The organism is Myroides odoratimimus (assembly GCF_004337635.1).
Lineage (GTDB): Bacteria > Bacteroidota > Bacteroidia > Flavobacteriales > Flavobacteriaceae > Flavobacterium > Flavobacterium odoratimimum.
Genome location: NZ_CP037427.1, coordinates 2,039,486 through 2,058,116, shown reverse-complemented (window position 1 = coordinate 2,058,116; position 18,631 = coordinate 2,039,486). Strand labels below are relative to the sequence as shown.

The 18,631-nt window shown below is 34.7% G+C and carries 17 protein-coding genes; 7 read left to right on the top strand and 10 right to left on the bottom strand.

Going from position 1 to position 18,631, the window contains the following annotated elements; genetic code table 11:
* From E0Z07_RS09430 to E0Z07_RS09400, 7 genes are all read right to left on the bottom strand, one after another.
* Entirely contained in the window at nt 1-1,173 is a 1,173-nt protein-coding gene (locus E0Z07_RS09430) for a sigma-54-dependent transcriptional regulator (protein ID WP_131540596.1), read from the bottom strand.
* A gap of 28 nt (nt 1,174-1,201) precedes the next feature.
* Nucleotides 1,202-2,515, bottom strand: a complete 1,314-nt coding sequence (locus E0Z07_RS09425; RefSeq protein WP_006257055.1) for an ABC transporter permease — start codon at nt 2,513-2,515, stop codon at nt 1,202-1,204.
* A 1-nt stretch (nt 2,516) separates the two neighbouring features.
* Entirely contained in the window at nt 2,517-3,437 is a 921-nt protein-coding gene (locus tag E0Z07_RS09420; protein WP_006257056.1) for an ABC transporter ATP-binding protein, read from the bottom strand.
* Nucleotides 3,438-3,623: 186 nt separating this feature from the next.
* Nucleotides 3,624-4,748 carry a molecular chaperone DnaJ gene (dnaJ, locus tag E0Z07_RS09415; RefSeq protein ID WP_006257057.1) on the bottom strand — a complete coding sequence of 375 codons (1,125 nt, stop codon included), beginning with the start codon at nt 4,746-4,748 and terminating at the stop codon, nt 3,624-3,626.
* Nucleotides 4,749-4,781: 33 nt separating this feature from the next.
* The gene (locus E0Z07_RS09410) at nt 4,782-5,372 is read right to left on the bottom strand and encodes a nucleotide exchange factor GrpE (RefSeq protein WP_131540595.1); all 591 of its coding nucleotides are present in this window, start codon (nt 5,370-5,372) and stop codon (nt 4,782-4,784) included.
* A gap of 177 nt (nt 5,373-5,549) precedes the next feature.
* The gene (locus E0Z07_RS09405; protein ID WP_131540594.1) at nt 5,550-6,452 is read right to left on the bottom strand and encodes a TIGR01777 family oxidoreductase; all 903 of its coding nucleotides are present in this window, start codon (nt 6,450-6,452) and stop codon (nt 5,550-5,552) included.
* Nucleotides 6,452-6,913: a DUF4442 domain-containing protein gene (locus E0Z07_RS09400; RefSeq protein ID WP_006263004.1), complete on the bottom strand. Its 462-nt coding sequence runs from the start codon at nt 6,911-6,913 to the stop codon at nt 6,452-6,454. The genes E0Z07_RS09405 and E0Z07_RS09400 overlap by 1 nt, the downstream gene beginning before the upstream one ends.
* 152 nt (nt 6,914-7,065) lie before the next feature.
* On the opposite strand from E0Z07_RS09400, the gene E0Z07_RS09395 reads away from it, so the two are divergent.
* On the top strand, nt 7,066-7,407 hold the full coding sequence (locus E0Z07_RS09395; RefSeq protein ID WP_006257061.1) for a PadR family transcriptional regulator: 342 nt from the start codon (nt 7,066-7,068) through the stop codon (nt 7,405-7,407).
* The gene (locus E0Z07_RS09390) at nt 7,400-8,920 is read left to right on the top strand and encodes a PspC domain-containing protein (protein ID WP_006257062.1); all 1,521 of its coding nucleotides are present in this window, start codon (nt 7,400-7,402) and stop codon (nt 8,918-8,920) included. The genes E0Z07_RS09395 and E0Z07_RS09390 overlap by 8 nt, the downstream gene beginning before the upstream one ends.
* 80 nt (nt 8,921-9,000) lie before the next feature.
* On the opposite strand, the gene E0Z07_RS09385 is transcribed toward E0Z07_RS09390, so the two are convergent.
* Both E0Z07_RS09385 and E0Z07_RS09380 read right to left on the bottom strand, forming a co-directional pair.
* Nucleotides 9,001-9,708: an OmpA family protein gene (locus E0Z07_RS09385; RefSeq protein ID WP_006257063.1), complete on the bottom strand. Its 708-nt coding sequence runs from the start codon at nt 9,706-9,708 to the stop codon at nt 9,001-9,003.
* Nucleotides 9,709-9,739: 31 nt separating this feature from the next.
* The gene (locus E0Z07_RS09380; RefSeq protein WP_036474103.1) at nt 9,740-10,285 is read right to left on the bottom strand and encodes a lipocalin family protein; all 546 of its coding nucleotides are present in this window, start codon (nt 10,283-10,285) and stop codon (nt 9,740-9,742) included.
* 87 nt (nt 10,286-10,372) lie between these two features.
* On the opposite strand from E0Z07_RS09380, the gene htpG reads away from it, so the two are divergent.
* Both htpG and E0Z07_RS09370 read left to right on the top strand, forming a co-directional pair.
* On the top strand, nt 10,373-12,229 hold the full coding sequence (htpG, locus tag E0Z07_RS09375) for a molecular chaperone HtpG (protein ID WP_006257065.1): 1,857 nt from the start codon (nt 10,373-10,375) through the stop codon (nt 12,227-12,229).
* Between the two features lie 489 nt (nt 12,230-12,718).
* A complete protein-coding gene (locus E0Z07_RS09370; RefSeq protein ID WP_006260666.1) occupies nt 12,719-13,696 on the top strand; it encodes an EamA family transporter in 978 nt (325 codons plus the stop codon).
* An 80-nt stretch (nt 13,697-13,776) separates the two neighbouring features.
* Here the strand turns inward: E0Z07_RS09370 and E0Z07_RS09365 are convergent, their stop codons facing one another.
* Nucleotides 13,777-14,517 (bottom strand): YggS family pyridoxal phosphate-dependent enzyme, encoded by a 741-nt coding sequence (locus E0Z07_RS09365; RefSeq protein WP_006260665.1) that lies wholly within the window; start codon nt 14,515-14,517, stop codon nt 13,777-13,779.
* A 308-nt stretch (nt 14,518-14,825) separates the two neighbouring features.
* Here E0Z07_RS09365 and E0Z07_RS09360 point away from each other — a divergent pair, with 308 nt between their 5' ends.
* From E0Z07_RS09360 to E0Z07_RS09350, 3 genes are all read left to right on the top strand, one after another.
* Nucleotides 14,826-17,573, top strand: coding sequence for a toxin-antitoxin system YwqK family antitoxin (locus E0Z07_RS09360; RefSeq protein ID WP_131540593.1), 2,748 nt, complete (start codon nt 14,826-14,828; stop codon nt 17,571-17,573).
* Between the two features lie 159 nt (nt 17,574-17,732).
* Nucleotides 17,733-18,017, top strand: a complete 285-nt coding sequence (locus E0Z07_RS09355) for a DUF2089 family protein (protein WP_006263001.1) — start codon at nt 17,733-17,735, stop codon at nt 18,015-18,017.
* Nucleotides 18,018-18,039: 22 nt separating this feature from the next.
* Nucleotides 18,040-18,627, top strand: coding sequence for a hypothetical protein (locus E0Z07_RS09350; RefSeq protein WP_006260662.1), 588 nt, complete (start codon nt 18,040-18,042; stop codon nt 18,625-18,627).
* The last annotated feature ends 4 nt before the right edge of the window (nt 18,628-18,631 follow it).

Here is an 18,631-nt window from a genome sequence, read left to right as displayed (position 1 = left end):
CTATTTATTTGCAAACATCTCGACATCTTGCTTCGAAACTTCCTTGCCTCCTAATATTATTAATCTTTCTATTACGTTTCTCAACTCACGGATATTACCAGTCCAATCATATTGTTGTAACAACTCGATAGCTTCACTACTAAATGCTTTTGGAGCTGTTCCTTGCTCTTTTGCTATTTGACTGACAAAATGCTCTATCAGTAAAGGAATATCATCTCTACGGTCGTTTAATGCAGGCACTTTAATTAAAATAACTGCTAAGCGATGGTATAAGTCTTCTCTGAAGCGCCCTTCAGCTATTTCTTTTCTAAGATCTTTATTCGTAGCCGCAATAACACGTACATCTACTTTCAAATCTTTTTCAGCTCCCACACGTGTGATCACATTCTCTTGTAATGCTCGAAGTACCTTTGCTTGAGCAGACAGACTCATATCCCCTATTTCATCTAGAAATATAGTTCCGTGATTAGCTTGTTCAAACTTACCTGGTCTATCTTTTACAGCAGAAGTAAAAGCTCCTTTTACATGACCGAATAATTCACTCTCTATCAATTCTGAAGGTATAGCTGCACAATTCACCTCTACCAACATATTTTGAGCACGATTACTTTGTAAATGTATCTGATGAGCCACTAATTCTTTTCCAGTACCATTAGGTCCAGTTATCAATACTCTTGCTTCTGTAGGAGCTACTTTTTCGATAATATCTTTTATCTGACTGATAGGTTCACTATTTCCTATCATCTCGTATTTCTTCCCTACCTTTTTCTTTAAGATCGTATTCTCTACTACTAGCTTACTAGTATCTAAAGCATTTCTAACTGTAGTTAATAACCTATTTAGATCAGGTGGTTTTGAGATATAGTCAAAAGCACCTAGACGCATTGTGTTTACAGCAGTCTCTAAATCTCCATGCCCAGATATCATTACAAATACTGTATCTGGCTTTATCTTTTTAGCTGCCACTAACAGTTCCTCACCGTCCATTTTAGGCATCTTGATATCCGAGATTACTAAATCATAATCTTCACCTGTTATCTTTTGTAATGCCTCCTCTCCATTCTCAGCAGCGTCTACTACATAGTCAGAAGACTCTTCTTCTAGAATCTTTACTAACACTCTACGAATAGCAGCTTCATCTTCTACTATTAATATTTTAGATGTTTTCCCCATATATTATAATTCAAAGCAATTTATAACACTAGTATTTAAGCCACTTATAAAGCTCTTTCCATGAAGGTCTCTTTCCGTACATTAACACTCCAATACGATATATCTTAGCCGCTATCCATACTACTAGTATAAAGGTAAGAAATAGAATAATAATTGACACTATAACTTCCCATAAAGGTACACCGAAAGGTATTCTCATCAGCATAACAATCGGAGATGTAAATGGAATCATAGAAAACACAGTAGCTACTGTCCCATGAGGGTCCTTCATTACAGTAAAGAAACCAATATACACACCTAACATTAAAGGCAATAAAATAGGTAATAAAAACTGTTGCGTATCTGTTTCGTTATCTACAGCAGCTCCTATAGCTGCATATAATGAACTATATAAAAAATAACCTCCGATAAAGAAAATGATGAAATAGATAAACAGAGAAATCAAAGGCAAACTTAATATCTCACTCACATAGTTCTGTACATCGAACATTATTTCATTCGAAATCATCCCATTAGCAGCTTGCATAGCTTCAGCACTTCCTGCTCCAGGCATAGCATTGATGCCTAATATACTACTTGCTACACCTAATAAAATGGCTCCTACTACTCCCCAGATAAGGAATTGTAGCAACCCAGCCATAGATGTTCCTACTATTTTTCCCATCATCAACTGAAAAGGTTTTACAGATGAGATGATAATTTCTATAATACGGTTTGTCTTTTCTTCTATCACAGAGCGCATCACCATATTTCCATAGATAATAATAAACATCATGATAAAGTATCCAAATAATCCACCGATAATAATCTTAATTTCATTAAGACCTTTTACAGTAGCTTCTCCATCTGCTTTCACTAGCTTTAAGTTTACATCAGCTTTAGCTTTATCTATCACAGAAATATCGATTCCACTTTGTTCTAAATTAACATGTGTTATCTTATCTCCTAACAATAACTCTACTTTGCTAACAAAACTTAAGCTAGGACTTTCATTAGAAATATAAGTTACACTCTCTTGATAATCTCCAATATTATCAGACTTTGGAACATACACTATCCCTTCGTATTTTTCCTCTTTCACTCCCTCTTTAAGAATATCTAAATCAACTGCTGATAAATCTTGATATTCAAAAGCTTCATTACTTTCAAACTGAGTTACAAATAATCCACTCTCATCGTGAATAGCTACTTTCTTTACCTCTCCTTTCATACTGCTCAGATAAGCAATAAACACAGTTAGTAAAACAAAAAATATAGGACTAACGAAAGTCATTACGATAAAGGACTTATTGCGCACTTTAGCAATGAACTCTCTTTTTATTATTAATGGTAGTATATTCATATTACTTACTTACAGATTGAATAAAAATATCGTTTACAGTTGGTAATTTTTCTACGAAGTGAGTTACCTGTCCATTCACTGACAATATATTTAATAACTCATTAGGCATTTTTGTACCTAAGTCCACTTCTAACTGTACTTCGTTATTCAGTGATTTAAAACGAGTACTCTCAAACTTAAACTTATCACTCAATTCTAAAAACAAACGCTCGATATTATCACTTAATACCCCTACTTGATATAAGTTAGTTCTGTGTTCTCTTTTCACATCTACTAACTTACCTTCTATTAGTTTATTGGATTTATTAATCAATGCAATATAGTCACACATCTCTTCCACACTTTCCATACGGTGAGTAGAGAATATGATAGTAGTACCTTTTTCTTTTAACTCTAGGATTTCATCTTTTATGATATTTGCATTAACTGGGTCAAATCCCGAAAATGGCTCATCTAAAATTAAAAGTTTAGGCTCGTGTAACACAGTTACTACAAATTGTATCTTCTGAGCCATCCCTTTTGACAGCTCTTGAATCTTTTTATTCCACCATCCCTTGATATCAAGTTTATCAAACCAATAATCTAATTGACGTTTAGCTTCAGCTTTAGACAATCCTTTTAGTTGAGCCAAGTACATAGCCTGCTCTCCTACTTTCATCGTTTTATACAGACCTCTTTCTTCAGGCATATAGCCTATATCTTGAATATGTCTTGGACTTAGAGGTTCTCCATCTAGTAAGATTTGTCCTGAGTCGGGATAAGTGATTTGATTTATTATACGGATTAAAGAAGTTTTACCTGCACCATTAGGTCCTAAAAGACCATAGATTGTACCCTTAGGTACAGTGAGAGATACTTTATTTAATGCTGTTTTATCAGAATATGTCTTTACCACATCCTTTACTTCTAATATAGATTGCATCGGTGAATTCAATTAATTTCTGTAAAAATAAGTAAATATTTGAAAACGGGAGAATGAGGACAGTTATTTTCGGTAGGGCATAAAAAAACCCAACCTTATTTGGATAAATAAGGTTGGGAAAAATTGCTATGAAAAAGAAAATCCACTGTTTAATAAGTGTCCTACAAATGTATAACTTATTTTCAATCAAGAAAACATTTCTTTCACTTTTTCAAAAAAAGATTTGTCATTTTTAGTCGGACTTGGCTTAAAGTTTTGATCCTCAAGCATTTGTTCAAAGAATTCTTTTTGCTCTTTGTTCAACTTTTTAGGTGTCCATACGTTAATATGTACTAACAAATCACCATTTCCGTAACTATTTAAGCTTGGTAACCCCTTACCTTTTAGGCGTAAAATCTTACCAGACTGAATTCCTTCTTCTAATTTGATACGTACACGTCCTGTTACCGAATCAATTTCTTTACTTCCTCCAAGAGCTGCTTCTGCAAAACTTATGTATAAATCATAATGAAGATTATCTCCTTCACGTTGTAATGTATCGTGTTCTAATTCTTCTATTACTACTAATAAGTCTCCTGGTATACTATTCTTTCCTGGAGCTTCATTTCCTTTTCCAGATACCTTCAGTTGCATACCATCTGCTACACCTGCAGGTATTTTGATTGACACAGTCTCATCGCTTACGATCATACCGTCATTATCCGCTCCAGCAGGTTTGTGATCCATTACTTGACCACTTCCTTGACAACTATTACAAGGAGAAGCTGTTTGCATACGTCCAAACACAGTATTAGCTACTCGCATTACCTGCCCTGTACCATTACAGGTAGGACACGTTTTATAAGTAACCCCATCCGCTTGAACTTTGCGTTTTACTTTTATTTTTTTCTCTACTCCATTAGCGATATCTTCTAAAGTCAACTTCACTTTTATACGTAAGCTAGTTCCTTTCACTCTGCGTTGACCGCCGCCACCTCCGCCGAAGCCACCAAAGCCTCCGCCTCCGAATGCACTACCAAAGATGTCTCCAAACTGACTGAAAATATCATCCATATTCATGTGACCACCTCCGCCGAAGCCACCTCCGCCTTCGAATGCAGCATGTCCATATTGGTCATATCTCGCTTTCTTATCCGCATCACTTAATACTTCATAAGCCTCAGCTGCTTCTTTGAACTTCTCTTCTGCTTCTTTATCTCCAGGATTCTTATCAGGGTGAAACTCAATTGCTTTCTTACGGTATGCTTTCTTTATAGCTGCAGCATCTGCACCTTTATCAATACCTAATATTTCGTAATAATCTTTTTTCATCTTTACTGTCTTTTACTTCCTATTTTAGAAAGATTACTGTCCTATAACTACTTTAGGGAAACGAATAACCTTCTCTCCTAGTTTATATCCTCTTTCTATAACGTCTACCACTTTACCTTTCATCTCATCTCCTGCAGGAATTTGTGTCACAGCTTCTGACAAATCGGCATTAAAGTCATCTCCTGCCTTTATCTCTACCTCTACTAACCCTTTGCTAGATAATGTATCTGTAAACTTAGTAGCGATTAACTTAATCCCTGTAAGATGATCACTCTCTCCATGTTTTTCTAATTCTATAATAGCTCGGTTAAAATCATCTAACACAGGCAATAAAGATAACATCACACCTTCACTAGCAGTACTTAAAAGCTCTAAACGCTCTTTAGCAGTACGCTTTCTAAAATTCTCAAACTCAGCAAACAAACGTAAGTTTTTATCTTTTTCACTTGCTAATTGTTCAGCAAGTAATTCTTCTGCACTCTTCACTTCTTGCTCTACGTTCTCTTGTGTTTCAGCAGTATCTTGTACTACTTCTTGTTGAATTTCTTCTTGTTCTTTATTTATATCTTTATTTTCAGTACTCATGATTGTGTATTTATTATTCTTATTAACTCTTAACTTCATAGCAAATCCTTTGCCAACTTGGTCAATCTGTCATTATGACATTTTCATTATTAAGCTATATTCGTGCTAATTACCTCACTTTTTTACTTTAAATAGATATTCCGATCACACTCCATAAAAAAAGGAAACTCTAGTTTCCTAAAGTTTCCTTCTATCGTTATCTACTGTACTTCTTCTTTATCCTTTAAAAAAGTCCTTTAAAGCCGTTTTTAACGTCTTAAATTTAAAATCAAATCCTGAACTGATAATCTTTTCACTACTTACTTTTTGTCCTTCCGTTACTAAGATTGCTTTTTCTCCTAGAGCTACTCGAATAACGCTTTCTGGTATAGCAGGTAGCCAAATAGGCTTCCCCATTGCTTCGCCTAAACTATTTGTAAACGCTCTATTCGTTAAAGGTTCTGGAGCTACGCCATTATAAATTCCCTCTAGCCCACGCTCTAAGACATAGACAAACAAGTTTACTAAATCATCAATGTGAATCCAAGAATAATACTGCTGCCCTGTACCAATAGGTGCACCTAACCACAACCTAACAGGTTTTATCATCGTAGCTAATGCACATTCGTGCAAATCTAATACTAGACCTATACGCACAAGGCTCACCTTAAGTCCCAATTCTCTAAAAGCTAAATTACCTCTTTCCCATTGTTCTACTACATTTCCTAAGAAGTTAGTAGCTTTTTGATAATGTTCTTCATCTTGAACCTCAGCTATATTGCTATAAATACCGATAGCAGATGCCCCAATAATATGTTTTATCTGGTGCGTATTTTCTTTAAGTACTTGATACAGAAAAGCAGTTGGTATAATACGACTATCCAATATTAACTTCTTACCAGCCTTAGACCAAGAATCGGCTATACTAGACCCCGCAAGATGAATAATAGCTTCTACTCCTTCTAAACAAGCGATATCGATTTCTCCCTTATAAGGATCCCAAACAAATCCTTTTGCACCCTTTACCTCATTCTTCCCTAAAGAGCGTGTAAGGTAATGTACTTCATGACCTTGATTGATTAGAGATTGAGTTACTCTACTCCCGATAAAACCAGTAGCACCTGTTATCAGTACCTTCATTATTTTTTACTTCTTATTTTTAATGTCCATTCAAAGTTCATAACAGACACCTGATCACCATCCGCATTTCTTCCAATGCTCTTCATCCATACAGTCACTCCCTCACCAGTATCTATTGTTTTCTTTATTGCTTCATCTAATAAGGCTCCATCTACACATTCAAAAAAGATGCGCCCCGTTGCCTTCTTGGTAAAACTACTATTATTATTGGCTACTAGCATAGATATTTTCTCGCCACTCTCTGCAATCTTACGCATAACTAATGCTCCTGTAGATAATTCTGCTGCCATAGCTTGTACAGCAAAGTACATAGAATTAAATGGATTCTGATTTTTCCAACCATGCTTAACAGTCGTAACTGCCCTTACATCAGATATTTCTTTCATACGCACACCTGCCCAATAAGCAGACGGCAATTTAAAAAACAAAAACTTATTAATATTCGATACGTTAAACTTCATAAAACTTAGATTTTTACTAAATATACAAAAAATGTTTATCCCTAACATAATTTTAACAAAAGTTAATTCCGTGTTAAAAAACAGTACTATGCAATACAAAGTACCTTCCTTTAGATATATCTTTGCTATAGAAAATAAGAAACACTATTACCATGAATATAGAAAACACAAAAGCTCAAATGCGAAAAGGTATTTTAGAGTTTTGCATTCTTTCTATTCTTAAAGAGAGAGATTGTTATACCTCAGAAATACTAGACGAATTAAAAAGCGTCAAGTTGGTAGTGGTAGAAGGTACAGTATATCCTTTACTAACTAGATTAAAAAATGATGATTACCTAGCTTATAGATGGGAAGAGTCCAGCTCTGGACCTCCACGCAAATACTACAAGCTAACCGAAAAAGGAGAATTATTTTTAGACGAATTAGCTAAAACATGGTATGAGTTAGCTAACGCAGTAAAAGAAATAACTACTAAAAAAATGAACGATGAATAAAACACTTACAATCAATATAGCAGGATCAGTTTTTCACATAGATGAAAATGCTTATCTAAAACTAGATCAATATCTAAAGGCAATCAAACGTTCGTTTCCTAAAGAAGAACAGGACGAAATCATTCATGATATTGAAATCAGAATAGCAGAACTATTCTCTGAGAATATTACAGACTCTAATCAAGTAATCACAATAGCTGATGTAGACAGAGTGATCTCTATTATGGGAAGTCCAGAAGACTATATAATAGATGAAGAGCCAACTGCAAAAACAGAGACTAAATATGTCTACACAGGCACCAAAAAACTATACCGAGATGGTGAGAATGCTATGGTAGGTGGAGTATTAGCTGGTCTAGGTCACTACTTTAAGATAGATACGGTATGGATGAGAATTATCTTTATGATATTAGTATTATTCTACGGAACAGGAGTTTTATTATACCTTATCTTATGGATTATCGTACCAGAAGCGAAGACTACTTCTCAGATCTTAGAAATGAAAAGAGAGCCTATAAACATCTCTACTATTGAGAAAAAGGTAATGGAGAATGTTAATTATGTAACGAGCAAAATCAATGATGTAGACTACGAACATATCAAAAATCAAACGAAAAGAGCTGGTGAACGCAGTGGTAAAATAATCCTAAATATCATCGGTATCTTCTTTATCGTCATCAGTGTATTGTCCATATTTTCAAGCATAATTGGTATTTCTGCAGCTTTGATTAATAAAGAAATTATCTTAGAAGAAATAGGTTCTGAATTTCCTTTACTTTCTGCAGGAGTTTATCCATTTTGGGTGAGTACCTTATTACTAACTTCTTTAGTTACCCTTCCTTTCATCGGATTGTTAATTATAGGGTTACGCATGATCTATACTAACATTAAGTATGTAGCCCTAATCATAATTGGGTTATTACTACTGTGGTTTATTTCTTTAGGTTTATTCTCTATACCATTCTTAAATGCTAAAAACTATGAATCTCGACACGTCTATAGAACTGAATATACAGAGTCTGCTAAGGCTACCTCAGAATTCAGCTTTGATGACACTACTGATGAAATCAAAATCACATTAGTAACAGAGGATTATTTCAAATCAGATAAGTCAAAAACGGAAGGGTTTGAAGTAAAAGAAATCAACTCACTTTTGCCTATCGAAATAGAAATCTTACCTACATTTCAAAACGAGATATACGGTACTTCAGAAGTTAAAGACTTTACTATCAATAAAAAGAAAAACAAGATAATAAAGATAGATTTGAACTTAACCAACTTAAATCAAGAAGGGAATCAATTAATCATTTCTAACAATCTATTTCCAGAAAACAAAACAAATGCAGATACTGAAAATGCAAAAATAGTATACACTATTTACATCCCAAAAGGAAAAAAAGTATACATCAGTGAACCAGTAAAAGCATTGATAAAATCAAACGAGACACTTACAGCTGGAGCGCATTGGTACGAGATGCAAGAGGACTCTACCCTTAAATGCTCTGACTGCTAGTAATATTAATTTTGTTTCAATTATTACCAATAAAAAAGGTTCCTTTTTAAGGAACCTTTTTTTGTATCATATTCATCTGATTAGTAAGAACCAGATTCGTTATAAGCATCTCTGATCATTTTATCATTTGCTTTAATCGCAAACTCTACACGTCTATTCTTAGCTTGTCCTTCTTTCGTATCGTTAGAAGCGATAGGGTCAGCTACACCGAAACCATCTGTCTTCATACGATTAGCAGCTACACCTTTAGACGCTAAATATTGTCTTACAGATGCTGCACGTTTTTTAGACAAGCTTAAGTTATACTCTTCTCTACCTGTATTATCCGTATATCCGTATATCTCGATATCTGTATCTTGATTCTCAGGATCTTTAAATACTGTAGTTAACTTGTCTAAATTATCTTTTGCTCTTTGTGTTAACGTTGAAGAGTTTAAATCAAAGTTTACAGAATTCTCTCCTAACACTAGCTTGATTCCCTCTCCTACACGTTCTACTTGAGCACCAGGTACCGTGTTTTCGATCTGACGTGCTTGCTTATCCATCTTGTTTCCGATCACTCCTCCAGCAGCACCACCGATTACACCTCCTAGTACAGCACCTAGAGCACCGTTACCTCCTTTACCGATATTGTTTCCTAAGATCCCTCCGATAATAGCTCCACCTGCAGCACCGATAGCAGCACCACGTTGTGTCTTATTAGAGTTTTTAGCAGCTTCACATCCTGTTAAAGATACTGAAGAGATTAATAATGTTCCTGCTAATATAAATGTGGCTGTTTTTTTCATCTTGTTTTATTGTTTTGTTTTAAAAGGTAAATTAATTCTTAGTAAAGCGATATGTCACATCATACGATTGTCCACCTGCATAGAATTTATCAACTAACTCAAATGTATTAGCTGTTTGATTCTTCACACGTAGAGAATACCCTGTTGTTACATTTTTAGCTTTGACACCCTCATCGACGAATTTAAATTCGAAGTTACCATTCGGAGTAATAGTCCATTTAAAATCACTTGCAAAACTAGGACAGTCTCCTCCTTTTGTCAATTCTACTACACCTGTATTATTGTTAGAAACGAATTTCCATTGGCTCCCAATAAAACACTGTGAATCAGCAATATTAAATGAACTCACTTTTACGAACTCACCACCGATGTGTTTGATATCCGTTAAAGTCCAATTCCCTTTTATCCCTACCTGAGACTTTGTGTCCATAGTAGGCTTACACGATGCTACTGCAAGAGCTAGTGCACCAAATAACACTAATTTTTTCATAGATTTTTTATTATTGTTACGTTTTCTTTTACGCGATACTCTTCTCAAAGTTACGAAGAAATAAGATAACCTTGAGTTTTCTGACAAAGTGACACTCTTTTTGCTTTGGTATCTTTTTTGTCCTTACAACACTGTAAAAATATTAAAAATTCAAATAACATTAAACATACAACTATGACATCTGGAAAAATTAACGTTACAGTGGAGAACATCTTCCCACTTATTAAAAAGTTCCTTTACAGTGATCACGAAATTTTTTTAAGAGAGTTAGTATCTAATGCTACTGATGCTACATTAAAACTAAAACATTTAACGAGTATAGGGGAAGCTAATGTAGAATATGGAGACCCTATCATTGAAGTTAAAATAGACAAAGACAATAAAAAACTTCACATCATAGACCAAGGTCTAGGGATGACTAAAGAAGAAGTAGAAAAATACATTAATCAAGTTGCTTTCTCTGGAGCTGAAGAGTTCTTAGAGAAATATAAAGATTCGGCTAAAGACACAGGTATCATCGGACACTTTGGTCTAGGGTTCTACTCTGCTTTTATGGTAGCGGATAAAGTAGAAATCTTCACTAAATCATTTAAAGATGAGCCTGCTGCACATTGGACTTGTGATGGTAGCCCAGAGTACACTTTAGAAGCATGCGACAAAACGACTAGAGGTACTGAGATTGTATTACACATTGCGGAGGATTCACTAGACTTCTTAGAAGACTATAAAATCCGTGAGTTATTAGTAAAATACAATAAATTCATGCCTGTGCCTATTAAGTTCGGTACGCATGAAGAAGGTGAAGGAGATGATAAAGTAGAAGTAGATACTATTATCAATAACCCTAACCCAGCATGGACAAAACAACCTGCTGACTTAAGTGATGAAGATTATAAGAACTTCTATAAAGAGTTATACCCTACTCAATTCGAAGATCCTTTATTCAATATCCACTTAAATGTAGATTATCCATTTAACCTTACAGGTATCTTATACTTCCCTAAGTTAAGTGCTGATCTTCAAATGCAAAAAGACAAAATCCAATTATACCAAAACCAAGTATTCGTAACGGATAATGTAGAAGGTATCGTTCCTGACTTTTTGACAATGTTAAAAGGAGTTATTGACTCTCCAGACATCCCATTGAACGTATCTCGTTCTTACCTTCAGGCTGATGGTAATGTGAAGAAAATCTCTAACTATATCACTCGTAAAGTAGCTGATAAGTTAAAATCGTTATTTAACGAAAATAGAGAAGACTTCGAAAGCAAATGGAATGATATCAAAATCGTACTAGAATACGGTATGTTATCTGAAGAGAAGTTCTACGAAAAAGCTGGAGCATTCATGCTTTACCCTACTGTAGATAATAAATTCTATACATTAGAAGAATTAAAAGAAGCTACTAAAGATAACCAAACTGACAAAGATGGTAATCTAGTAATCTTATATGCTTCTAATAAAGATGCTCAACATAGCTATATTGCAGCTGCACAAGAGAAAGGATACCAAGTATTATTATTAGACTCTCCTATCGTATCTCACTTGATCCAAAAGTTAGAAAGCGATAATGAGAAAACTACTTTCGTACGTGTAGACTCTGACCATATCAATAACTTGATTAAGAAAGAGGATTCTGAAATCTCTAGATTATCTGAAGATGAACAAAAATCATTACAAGAGATCGTAGAGAATATCGTACCTAAGGATAAATATACTGTGAAGCTAGAAGCTATGGATAGCACAGCAGAGCCATTCATCATTACACAGCCTGAGTTTATGCGTCGTATGAAAGAAATGAGCCAGTCAGGTGGTGGAGGTATGTTCGGTATGGGTAACTTCCCTGAGATGTATAACCTAGTGGTGAACACAAACTCTCCTCTAGCATCTAACATCATCGGTAATGCTGATGAAGCAACTAGAACAGAAAGTATCAAACAAGCAATGGACCTTGCAAAACTATCTCAAGGTTTATTAAAAGGTGAAGAACTTACTGCCTTCGTAAAAAGAAATTTCAACAATCTGAAATAAGATTATAGCACTTCCAGAGAAGCCCATAACAGTGATGTTATGGGCTTTTCTTTTTTACAAACAGATCCCCTCGTTTTGTAATATTCCTTTCCTTTTATCCAATATACTATTATCTCAACTATACTTCCTTAGTTTTTCACTTGATTTTAGTGACTTATCTAAAAGTCCTTTCTTATCTCTACACCATCCCTGCATTACACTTTCTACTAGCTAATCTTTCTATTTCATTTTACTATACTAGCACATTGCTAGGGGTATTCTTGCACATTCCTTCGACAAAATAGCCTTCTAGGCAAGCAAACCCCAAGGATACTCCTAGCAAACCTCTAGAAAGTGCAAGCCAACCTAGATATAGATGGCTTATAGGAGCATTAAAACAAACATTCTTAATTTATAATTTCTAATTCCTAACCGAAGTATAGTGCTAGACATTTGTCCTAGACTGCTGAAAAAAATATGACTACCTTTGCCACGCAAAAAGTAATAAAAATGAAAGAACAAAATACAGCAAAAGGTGTTTTCTTAGTTGCTATCGGAGCGTCTAGTTTCGGTATGTTAGCTTCGTTCGTAAAACTGGCTTATGCACAGGGATATACGACTGCAGAAGTAACATTGTCTCAAGTACTTATTGGGTTAATCTGTGTGACCTTAATCAATGTGCTACGCAAGAAGTCTAGTGATGAACAAAAGGCGACTTCTAAAGATATTAGACAATTAATCTTAGCTGGTACTTCGATGGGATTCACTTCTGTATTATATTATATGGCTGTGAGTTATATCGATGCTTCTATCGCAGTAGTTCTCTTAATGCAGTCTGTATGGATCGGTATCGTATTAGACAGTATCGCGACTAAAACGTTTCCTAATCTCTTAAAAATAATCTCTGTTATCTTAATCTTATCAGGGACATTATTAGCGACTAATGTATTGTTTAGTGAAATCAAGTTAGATATTAGAGGAGTGATATTTGGTTTTATGGCAGCGTGCTCTTTTGCTACTACGTTATTTGCTTCAGGGCGTATCGCTAATCACTTAGCAGCTCCTAAGCGAAGTATGTTTATGCTATGTGGTGCAGCGACTATTGTATCTATCTTTGTGATCATAACACAGATAGGGCCTAATAACTCTGATGCGATGATGAGCTTCTATACGATGTTCTCTGACAATACTTCTGGTATCCGTGATTTTGACTGGAGTATCTTCTACGGATGGGGACTTATATTAGCCTTATTCGGTACTGTATTACCTCCTATATTCTTGAATATGGGATTCCCATTGACAGGAGTTGGCCTAGGAAGTATTATCTCTTCATTAGAACTACCTGCTTCTGTGACAGTAGCTTTCTTTGTTCTAAAAGAAGAAGTTATCTTCATTCAATGGATGGGAATATTAATGATACTAGGCGCTATCGTACTGATGAATAGCAACCTATTATTTAAAAAGAAAAAAATTGAGGTAGTGGAATAACTTCCTCATTGTAGTTTTTATATATAAATTTAAAAAGCCTTCTCTTGTTGATCAAAAGAAGGCTTTTTTATTGAATTGAGTTACTTTATATTCTTCTCTTCGTTCCAGTAGTAGCTATCTGGATAGATACGTTCACCGAAGATGGCAGTACCTACTCTAACGATGGTAGCCCCTTCTTCAATCGCTATTTCTAGGTCATGGCTCATCCCCATAGAGAGTTCTTTCATTTCTACATTAGGCAGTTGGAGCGCTATCGCCTCTTGTTGTACTTTCTTTAGTATTTTAAAACAAGGGCGTACCAACTTCTCTTCTGCGCTGAATAAGCCAATTGTCATTAGTCCCTTGATGTGTAATCGATCATACGTAGCGACTTCTTTTATAAACTCAACAGCCGCTTCTGGTGCTACCCCGAACTTGCTATCTTCATCAGAAGTATTCACTTGGATTAATACATCTATTGTTCTGTTATCTCGTTCTAAGAGTTGTTGTAATTTTTCTACTACACTGATGCGGTCTATAGACTCTATGCAAGTTACTCCATACTTCAGGATATCTTTGATCTTGTTGGTCTGTAGATGTCCGATAAAGTGTCTAGTACAATTATCTGTACCTATACCTTCATACTTATCCCTTAGCTCTTGTACCTTATTCTCTCCTATCAGAGGGTATCCCTCCTCTATCGCTATCTTTATTCTATCTGCATCTACCGTCTTAGTAGCGAGCAATAGTTGTACCTCATCTCTAGAACGACCACTGTGTGCGCATGCTGCTGTAATACGCTTTTCTAAACTTGCTAAATTATCCTTTATTCTAGTTTTCATACTTCTCGATTTAAAAAAAGGATATCCCAAAGATTGTTACTAAGGGATATCATGAACTAAACAACAGTTAGATTTTACTTTAGACTATTATCCTTTACTGTTACTACAAATGTAATACTCCTTTTGATCAAATAGATAACACAGATTTAATAATATGAGCTAGTCCAGATACGCACTAAGCGCCTCACTGAAAATAGTGATTTTGTGAATCAGACCATAAAATATTGCTAATATGCGAAAATAATAAGGGAGACTTCTTTACTTTTACCCTCGATAAGACACAAACAAAACCATTTAAAAAAGAACCTATGATTAAAAAGATTTTCTCATTAGCCATTTTATTCTCTACACCGATGTTCAGTCAGGTAGCACGAGATACTATCTGGGTAGATAGCTATGACTATGTAACAGCTAGAAAAAATGCTGAATCTTTTAAAATTGCAAAAGATATCAAAGGCGAACCGACACTAAAATCAATAGAGGTATATAATGCAGCTTCTAAGAAGATAGAAAGTAAAGGGAAAGGAACTCTTCAAGAAGGAGGACAAGTTCTATACACAGGAGCTGTAAACTACTATAATAAAGAAGGAAAAATAGACGCTACTTATACATATGATCAGGATAATATGATCGCTAAGGCAGAGACTATAGATCCTCGTAATGGCAATAAATATATATGTACTTATAGTGATAATATAATCCAAGATGGTCAGGCTATTTATAACTGGCAAGGAACATATATCTATGTAGAAGCTGAAGGAGGTATATATACTCGCTATGAGATCATCAATCCTAAAAATGAAAAGAACTATATCGCCTATTTCTTCGATGAGAATAATTATATCACAGGGGAGAAATACTTCGATGTAAATGGAGAGGTAAAGCAACAAGCTACTTATAGTGGTGGGACACCTTATGATGGGTACGTGACTGCATTAGACTATGACAGCTTCACAGTACAGTCTATCAGCGAATATGGAGAAGGAACGATGATCTCTACTGTGGCTTACTATACAACAGGAAAAGTGAAGAGTAAATCTACAACTGTCGCTAATGTAACAACAGATGTATACTATGATCAAGCGGGTAAAGAAATGGGTACCTTTACGAGTAAACTAGAAGACGATGGATACTCTACTTATCAGGAAGGAACGAACTACATATTCAATACGTATGATAGTCATCCTGATGAGATCTACTCTATCTATACTTATAAACAAAACGTACCTGTACTGGTAAAAGAATACTATACATTCCCTAAAAAGAATGCAGTGAAATCTATCACGTATAGCAATGAAGAGAGTTATATCCAAAAAGTAGAATACTTCAATGAAGATGGTAGTTCTAAAGGACAAATCACTTATAACGAGGATGGATATACTCCTAAAGAAGGGACTATGATAGTAGGGAATGTAAGCTCTATCTATAAAAACAGCAAACTAGTAGAAAGAACAGAAACGTATGAAAACGGTAAAGTATTCGAGGTTACAAAAAACAATACTTCTGTATACTATGACCAAAAAGGGAAAGAGATAGGTCGTATTGACTTTAAACTAGACCCTATCTATGGATCTATGTCTTATATCACTGGTACTAGATATGTATTATCTAATGATTTGATTTCTACTGTTGCTAAGTATGAAAAAGAATTATTAGTATATCAAGCTGATTATGATACTAATGCTGATAAAGCAGTATTGTCAACAGAGTCATACTATTCTAACAATGCGTTAATCAAAGAAGTAGAATATCATGACAATGGTAAAAAAGCTAAGGTATCTACTTACTCACCTAACTCCTACTCTTATACTCCTGTAAAAGAAACACATTTCGACAAAACAGGGAAAGAAATAGGTACGTATGACTATATCGCTCAGACAGGAACTCGTATAGAGCTATCTTATGATAAACAAGTAACTTCTATAGAGAAACTACAAGATGGAAACCTACTTTCTAAAAAGGGATATGCGTTAAAAACAGGTAGTAACTCATACGCTAGTAACTCTTATTTCTTACAGGCTGATATCGACTATAATAAGCAAGGTAAATTCTATAATGAAAAAGGAGAGGTAATCTCTACAGCTACTTATAAAGATGGTGTGCCTTATGAAGGAACAGTGACTATCATAGACTCGTATTACAAAACAGAAACTGTTTATAAAAACGGACATAAAGTAGGTAAAGAGACTATTAAGTACTCTAGTGGAGATGAGATTATCAATATCAACTACTATGATGATAAAGGAGAACTTACTAAAATAGAATCTTATGAGAATAGTACTCTGAAAACATCTAGTGAATATAAAGACAATGTGATACACGGTGTGTCTACATACTACGATAGTGAAGGAGAAGTATTATCGACGCTGACTTATAATGAGGGAGTTCCTTATGAAGGAGTGTTAACTGAAGCGTCATATATAAACTTCACCACTAAAGGTTTTGAGAATGGGCAGTTAACTTATGTAAAAGTTTACAATGTAGACGATGCTTATTCTCCTACAAACTTACTGATGGAAGAGCATTATAGAACTAGTACTTCATTTGAGAGAACTATCTATCATGCAGAGACAGAAGCTATAGTGTATAAATATAATCTTACAGATAGTGAGCTAGATGGAGCATACCAATACTACGAAAATGGTAAGGTGAAGTATCAAGCTACTTTTAAGGACGGAACATTAGTAGATGGTTCTGTAGGTATAGTAGACTTTAATTATGAGCCATACAACTATTATTCTTCATACGAAGCTTCTGAAGATACTTCTAAGTACACAGTACTAAGTAATAAAAAAGGTACTTATACGATCAGTATTTTAAATACGGATGATAATAAAGAGGTATTTAAAATGGAAGCGAAGGTTAAAAAAGGAGACCATAGTTTAAACCCATTGGCTAGTAAAAAAATAAAACTAGAAAACTTATACCCAAACAATGAGTATAATGTAATGTCATACTACAGTAGTCCTTATGACTATGCAGTAGATGCAGCAGCTACTGCTGTAGCAGCTGACGCAGCGGCAGTAGAAGCTACTGCTAGTGCATATTATGAATAAAAATATTCTTAGATAAGAACCATTAAATCCCAAGTGTTATACTTGGGATTTTTTTGTTTTATAGAAGTATCATTCTCATTTATTTTAATTAACTATTTTGATATAAATATTAATTTTATTAAATTAGACTTCAATAAAACTAAACAAACTATCCACATTATGTCAATTAAGCCCAAACTACCTATACATTGCCCTAGTTGTGAAAGTGAACTAAAGGTCACCCAGCTTTCTTGTGAGCACTGTCAGACTATTGTCAATGGTAACTTCTCTCTCCCACTCCTCTTACAGTTGGGTAGAGAAGAACAAGAATTTATACTGGCTTTCTTTCTAAACAGTGGGAGTCTAAAGCAAATGGCACAACAGATGAATATCAGTTACCCTACTGTTCGAAACAAACTAGATGACATGATAGAACATATCCAGCAACTACAGAAAAAAGAATAATCAACTACTAACCAACAACCTTATGACAAAAAACTATATTCTTAAACCATTTGAAAGCATACAAGATAAAACGCTCTTAGCAATCGGTGTACTAACTGGAGTAGTTATTAGTTGTCTTCAACTATTAACTCATATGCGTAGTATAGCAATTCTAAAACAAGTAACTCTCAAATCAGCACCTACACTTGTCCAAACCTTGAGTGACTTTGCTATCACAACAATAGTAATGACACTTGCTTTATTTGTATTTGGAAAAATCATCAACAAAAAGACTCGACTAATAGATATACTCAACACCGTGTTGATTGCACGTATATGTCTAGATATAAGTGTACTATTTGATATCAATGGATACCTAAGTGATTTCTCTCTTCAACTTATTGACAATATTGCTAATCCTGAAATATTGTTCAAAAGTAATCCACAAGGTTTTGTTTATTTTATCATTACGTCATTTGCTAGTATTCTCTGTCTAGTTGGTTTTGGATACTATATCTACCAAGGTTTCAAACTAGCTACACACCTCAAAAAGAAATATATGATTATTGTCTTCGTACTAATCATCTTACTTGTAGATACTCTGACAAGGCTAATCACTACATTATATTAACCAA

What these genes read in the sequence shown, in the direction of transcription:
- E0Z07_RS09430 (WP_131540596.1), bottom strand. Translation starts at nt 1,173, where the DNA reads ATGGGGAAAACATCTAAAATATTAATAGTAGAAGATGAAGCTGCTATT.
- E0Z07_RS09425 (WP_006257055.1), bottom strand. Translation starts at nt 2,515, where the DNA reads ATGAATATACTACCATTAATAATAAAAAGAGAGTTCATTGCTAAAGTG.
- E0Z07_RS09420 (WP_006257056.1), bottom strand. Translation starts at nt 3,437, where the DNA reads ATGCAATCTATATTAGAAGTAAAGGATGTGGTAAAGACATATTCTGAT.
- dnaJ (WP_006257057.1), bottom strand. Translation starts at nt 4,748, where the DNA reads ATGAAAAAAGATTATTACGAAATATTAGGTATTGATAAAGGTGCAGAT.
- E0Z07_RS09410 (WP_131540595.1), bottom strand. Translation starts at nt 5,372, where the DNA reads ATGAAGTTAAGAGTTAATAAGAATAATAAATACACAATCATGAGTACT.
- E0Z07_RS09405 (WP_131540594.1), bottom strand. Translation starts at nt 6,452, where the DNA reads ATGAAGGTACTGATAACAGGTGCTACTGGTTTTATCGGGAGTAGAGTA.
- E0Z07_RS09400 (WP_006263004.1), bottom strand. Translation starts at nt 6,913, where the DNA reads ATGAAGTTTAACGTATCGAATATTAATAAGTTTTTGTTTTTTAAATTG.
- E0Z07_RS09395 (WP_006257061.1), top strand. Translation starts at nt 7,066, where the DNA reads ATGAATATAGAAAACACAAAAGCTCAAATGCGAAAAGGTATTTTAGAG.
- E0Z07_RS09390 (WP_006257062.1), top strand. Translation starts at nt 7,400, where the DNA reads ATGAATAAAACACTTACAATCAATATAGCAGGATCAGTTTTTCACATA.
- E0Z07_RS09385 (WP_006257063.1), bottom strand. Translation starts at nt 9,708, where the DNA reads ATGAAAAAAACAGCCACATTTATATTAGCAGGAACATTATTAATCTCT.
- htpG (WP_006257065.1), top strand. Translation starts at nt 10,373, where the DNA reads ATGACATCTGGAAAAATTAACGTTACAGTGGAGAACATCTTCCCACTT.
- E0Z07_RS09370 (WP_006260666.1), top strand. Translation starts at nt 12,719, where the DNA reads ATGAAAGAACAAAATACAGCAAAAGGTGTTTTCTTAGTTGCTATCGGA.
- E0Z07_RS09365 (WP_006260665.1), bottom strand. Translation starts at nt 14,517, where the DNA reads ATGAAAACTAGAATAAAGGATAATTTAGCAAGTTTAGAAAAGCGTATT.
- E0Z07_RS09360 (WP_131540593.1), top strand. Translation starts at nt 14,826, where the DNA reads ATGATTAAAAAGATTTTCTCATTAGCCATTTTATTCTCTACACCGATG.
- E0Z07_RS09355 (WP_006263001.1), top strand. Translation starts at nt 17,733, where the DNA reads ATGTCAATTAAGCCCAAACTACCTATACATTGCCCTAGTTGTGAAAGT.
- E0Z07_RS09350 (WP_006260662.1), top strand. Translation starts at nt 18,040, where the DNA reads ATGACAAAAAACTATATTCTTAAACCATTTGAAAGCATACAAGATAAA.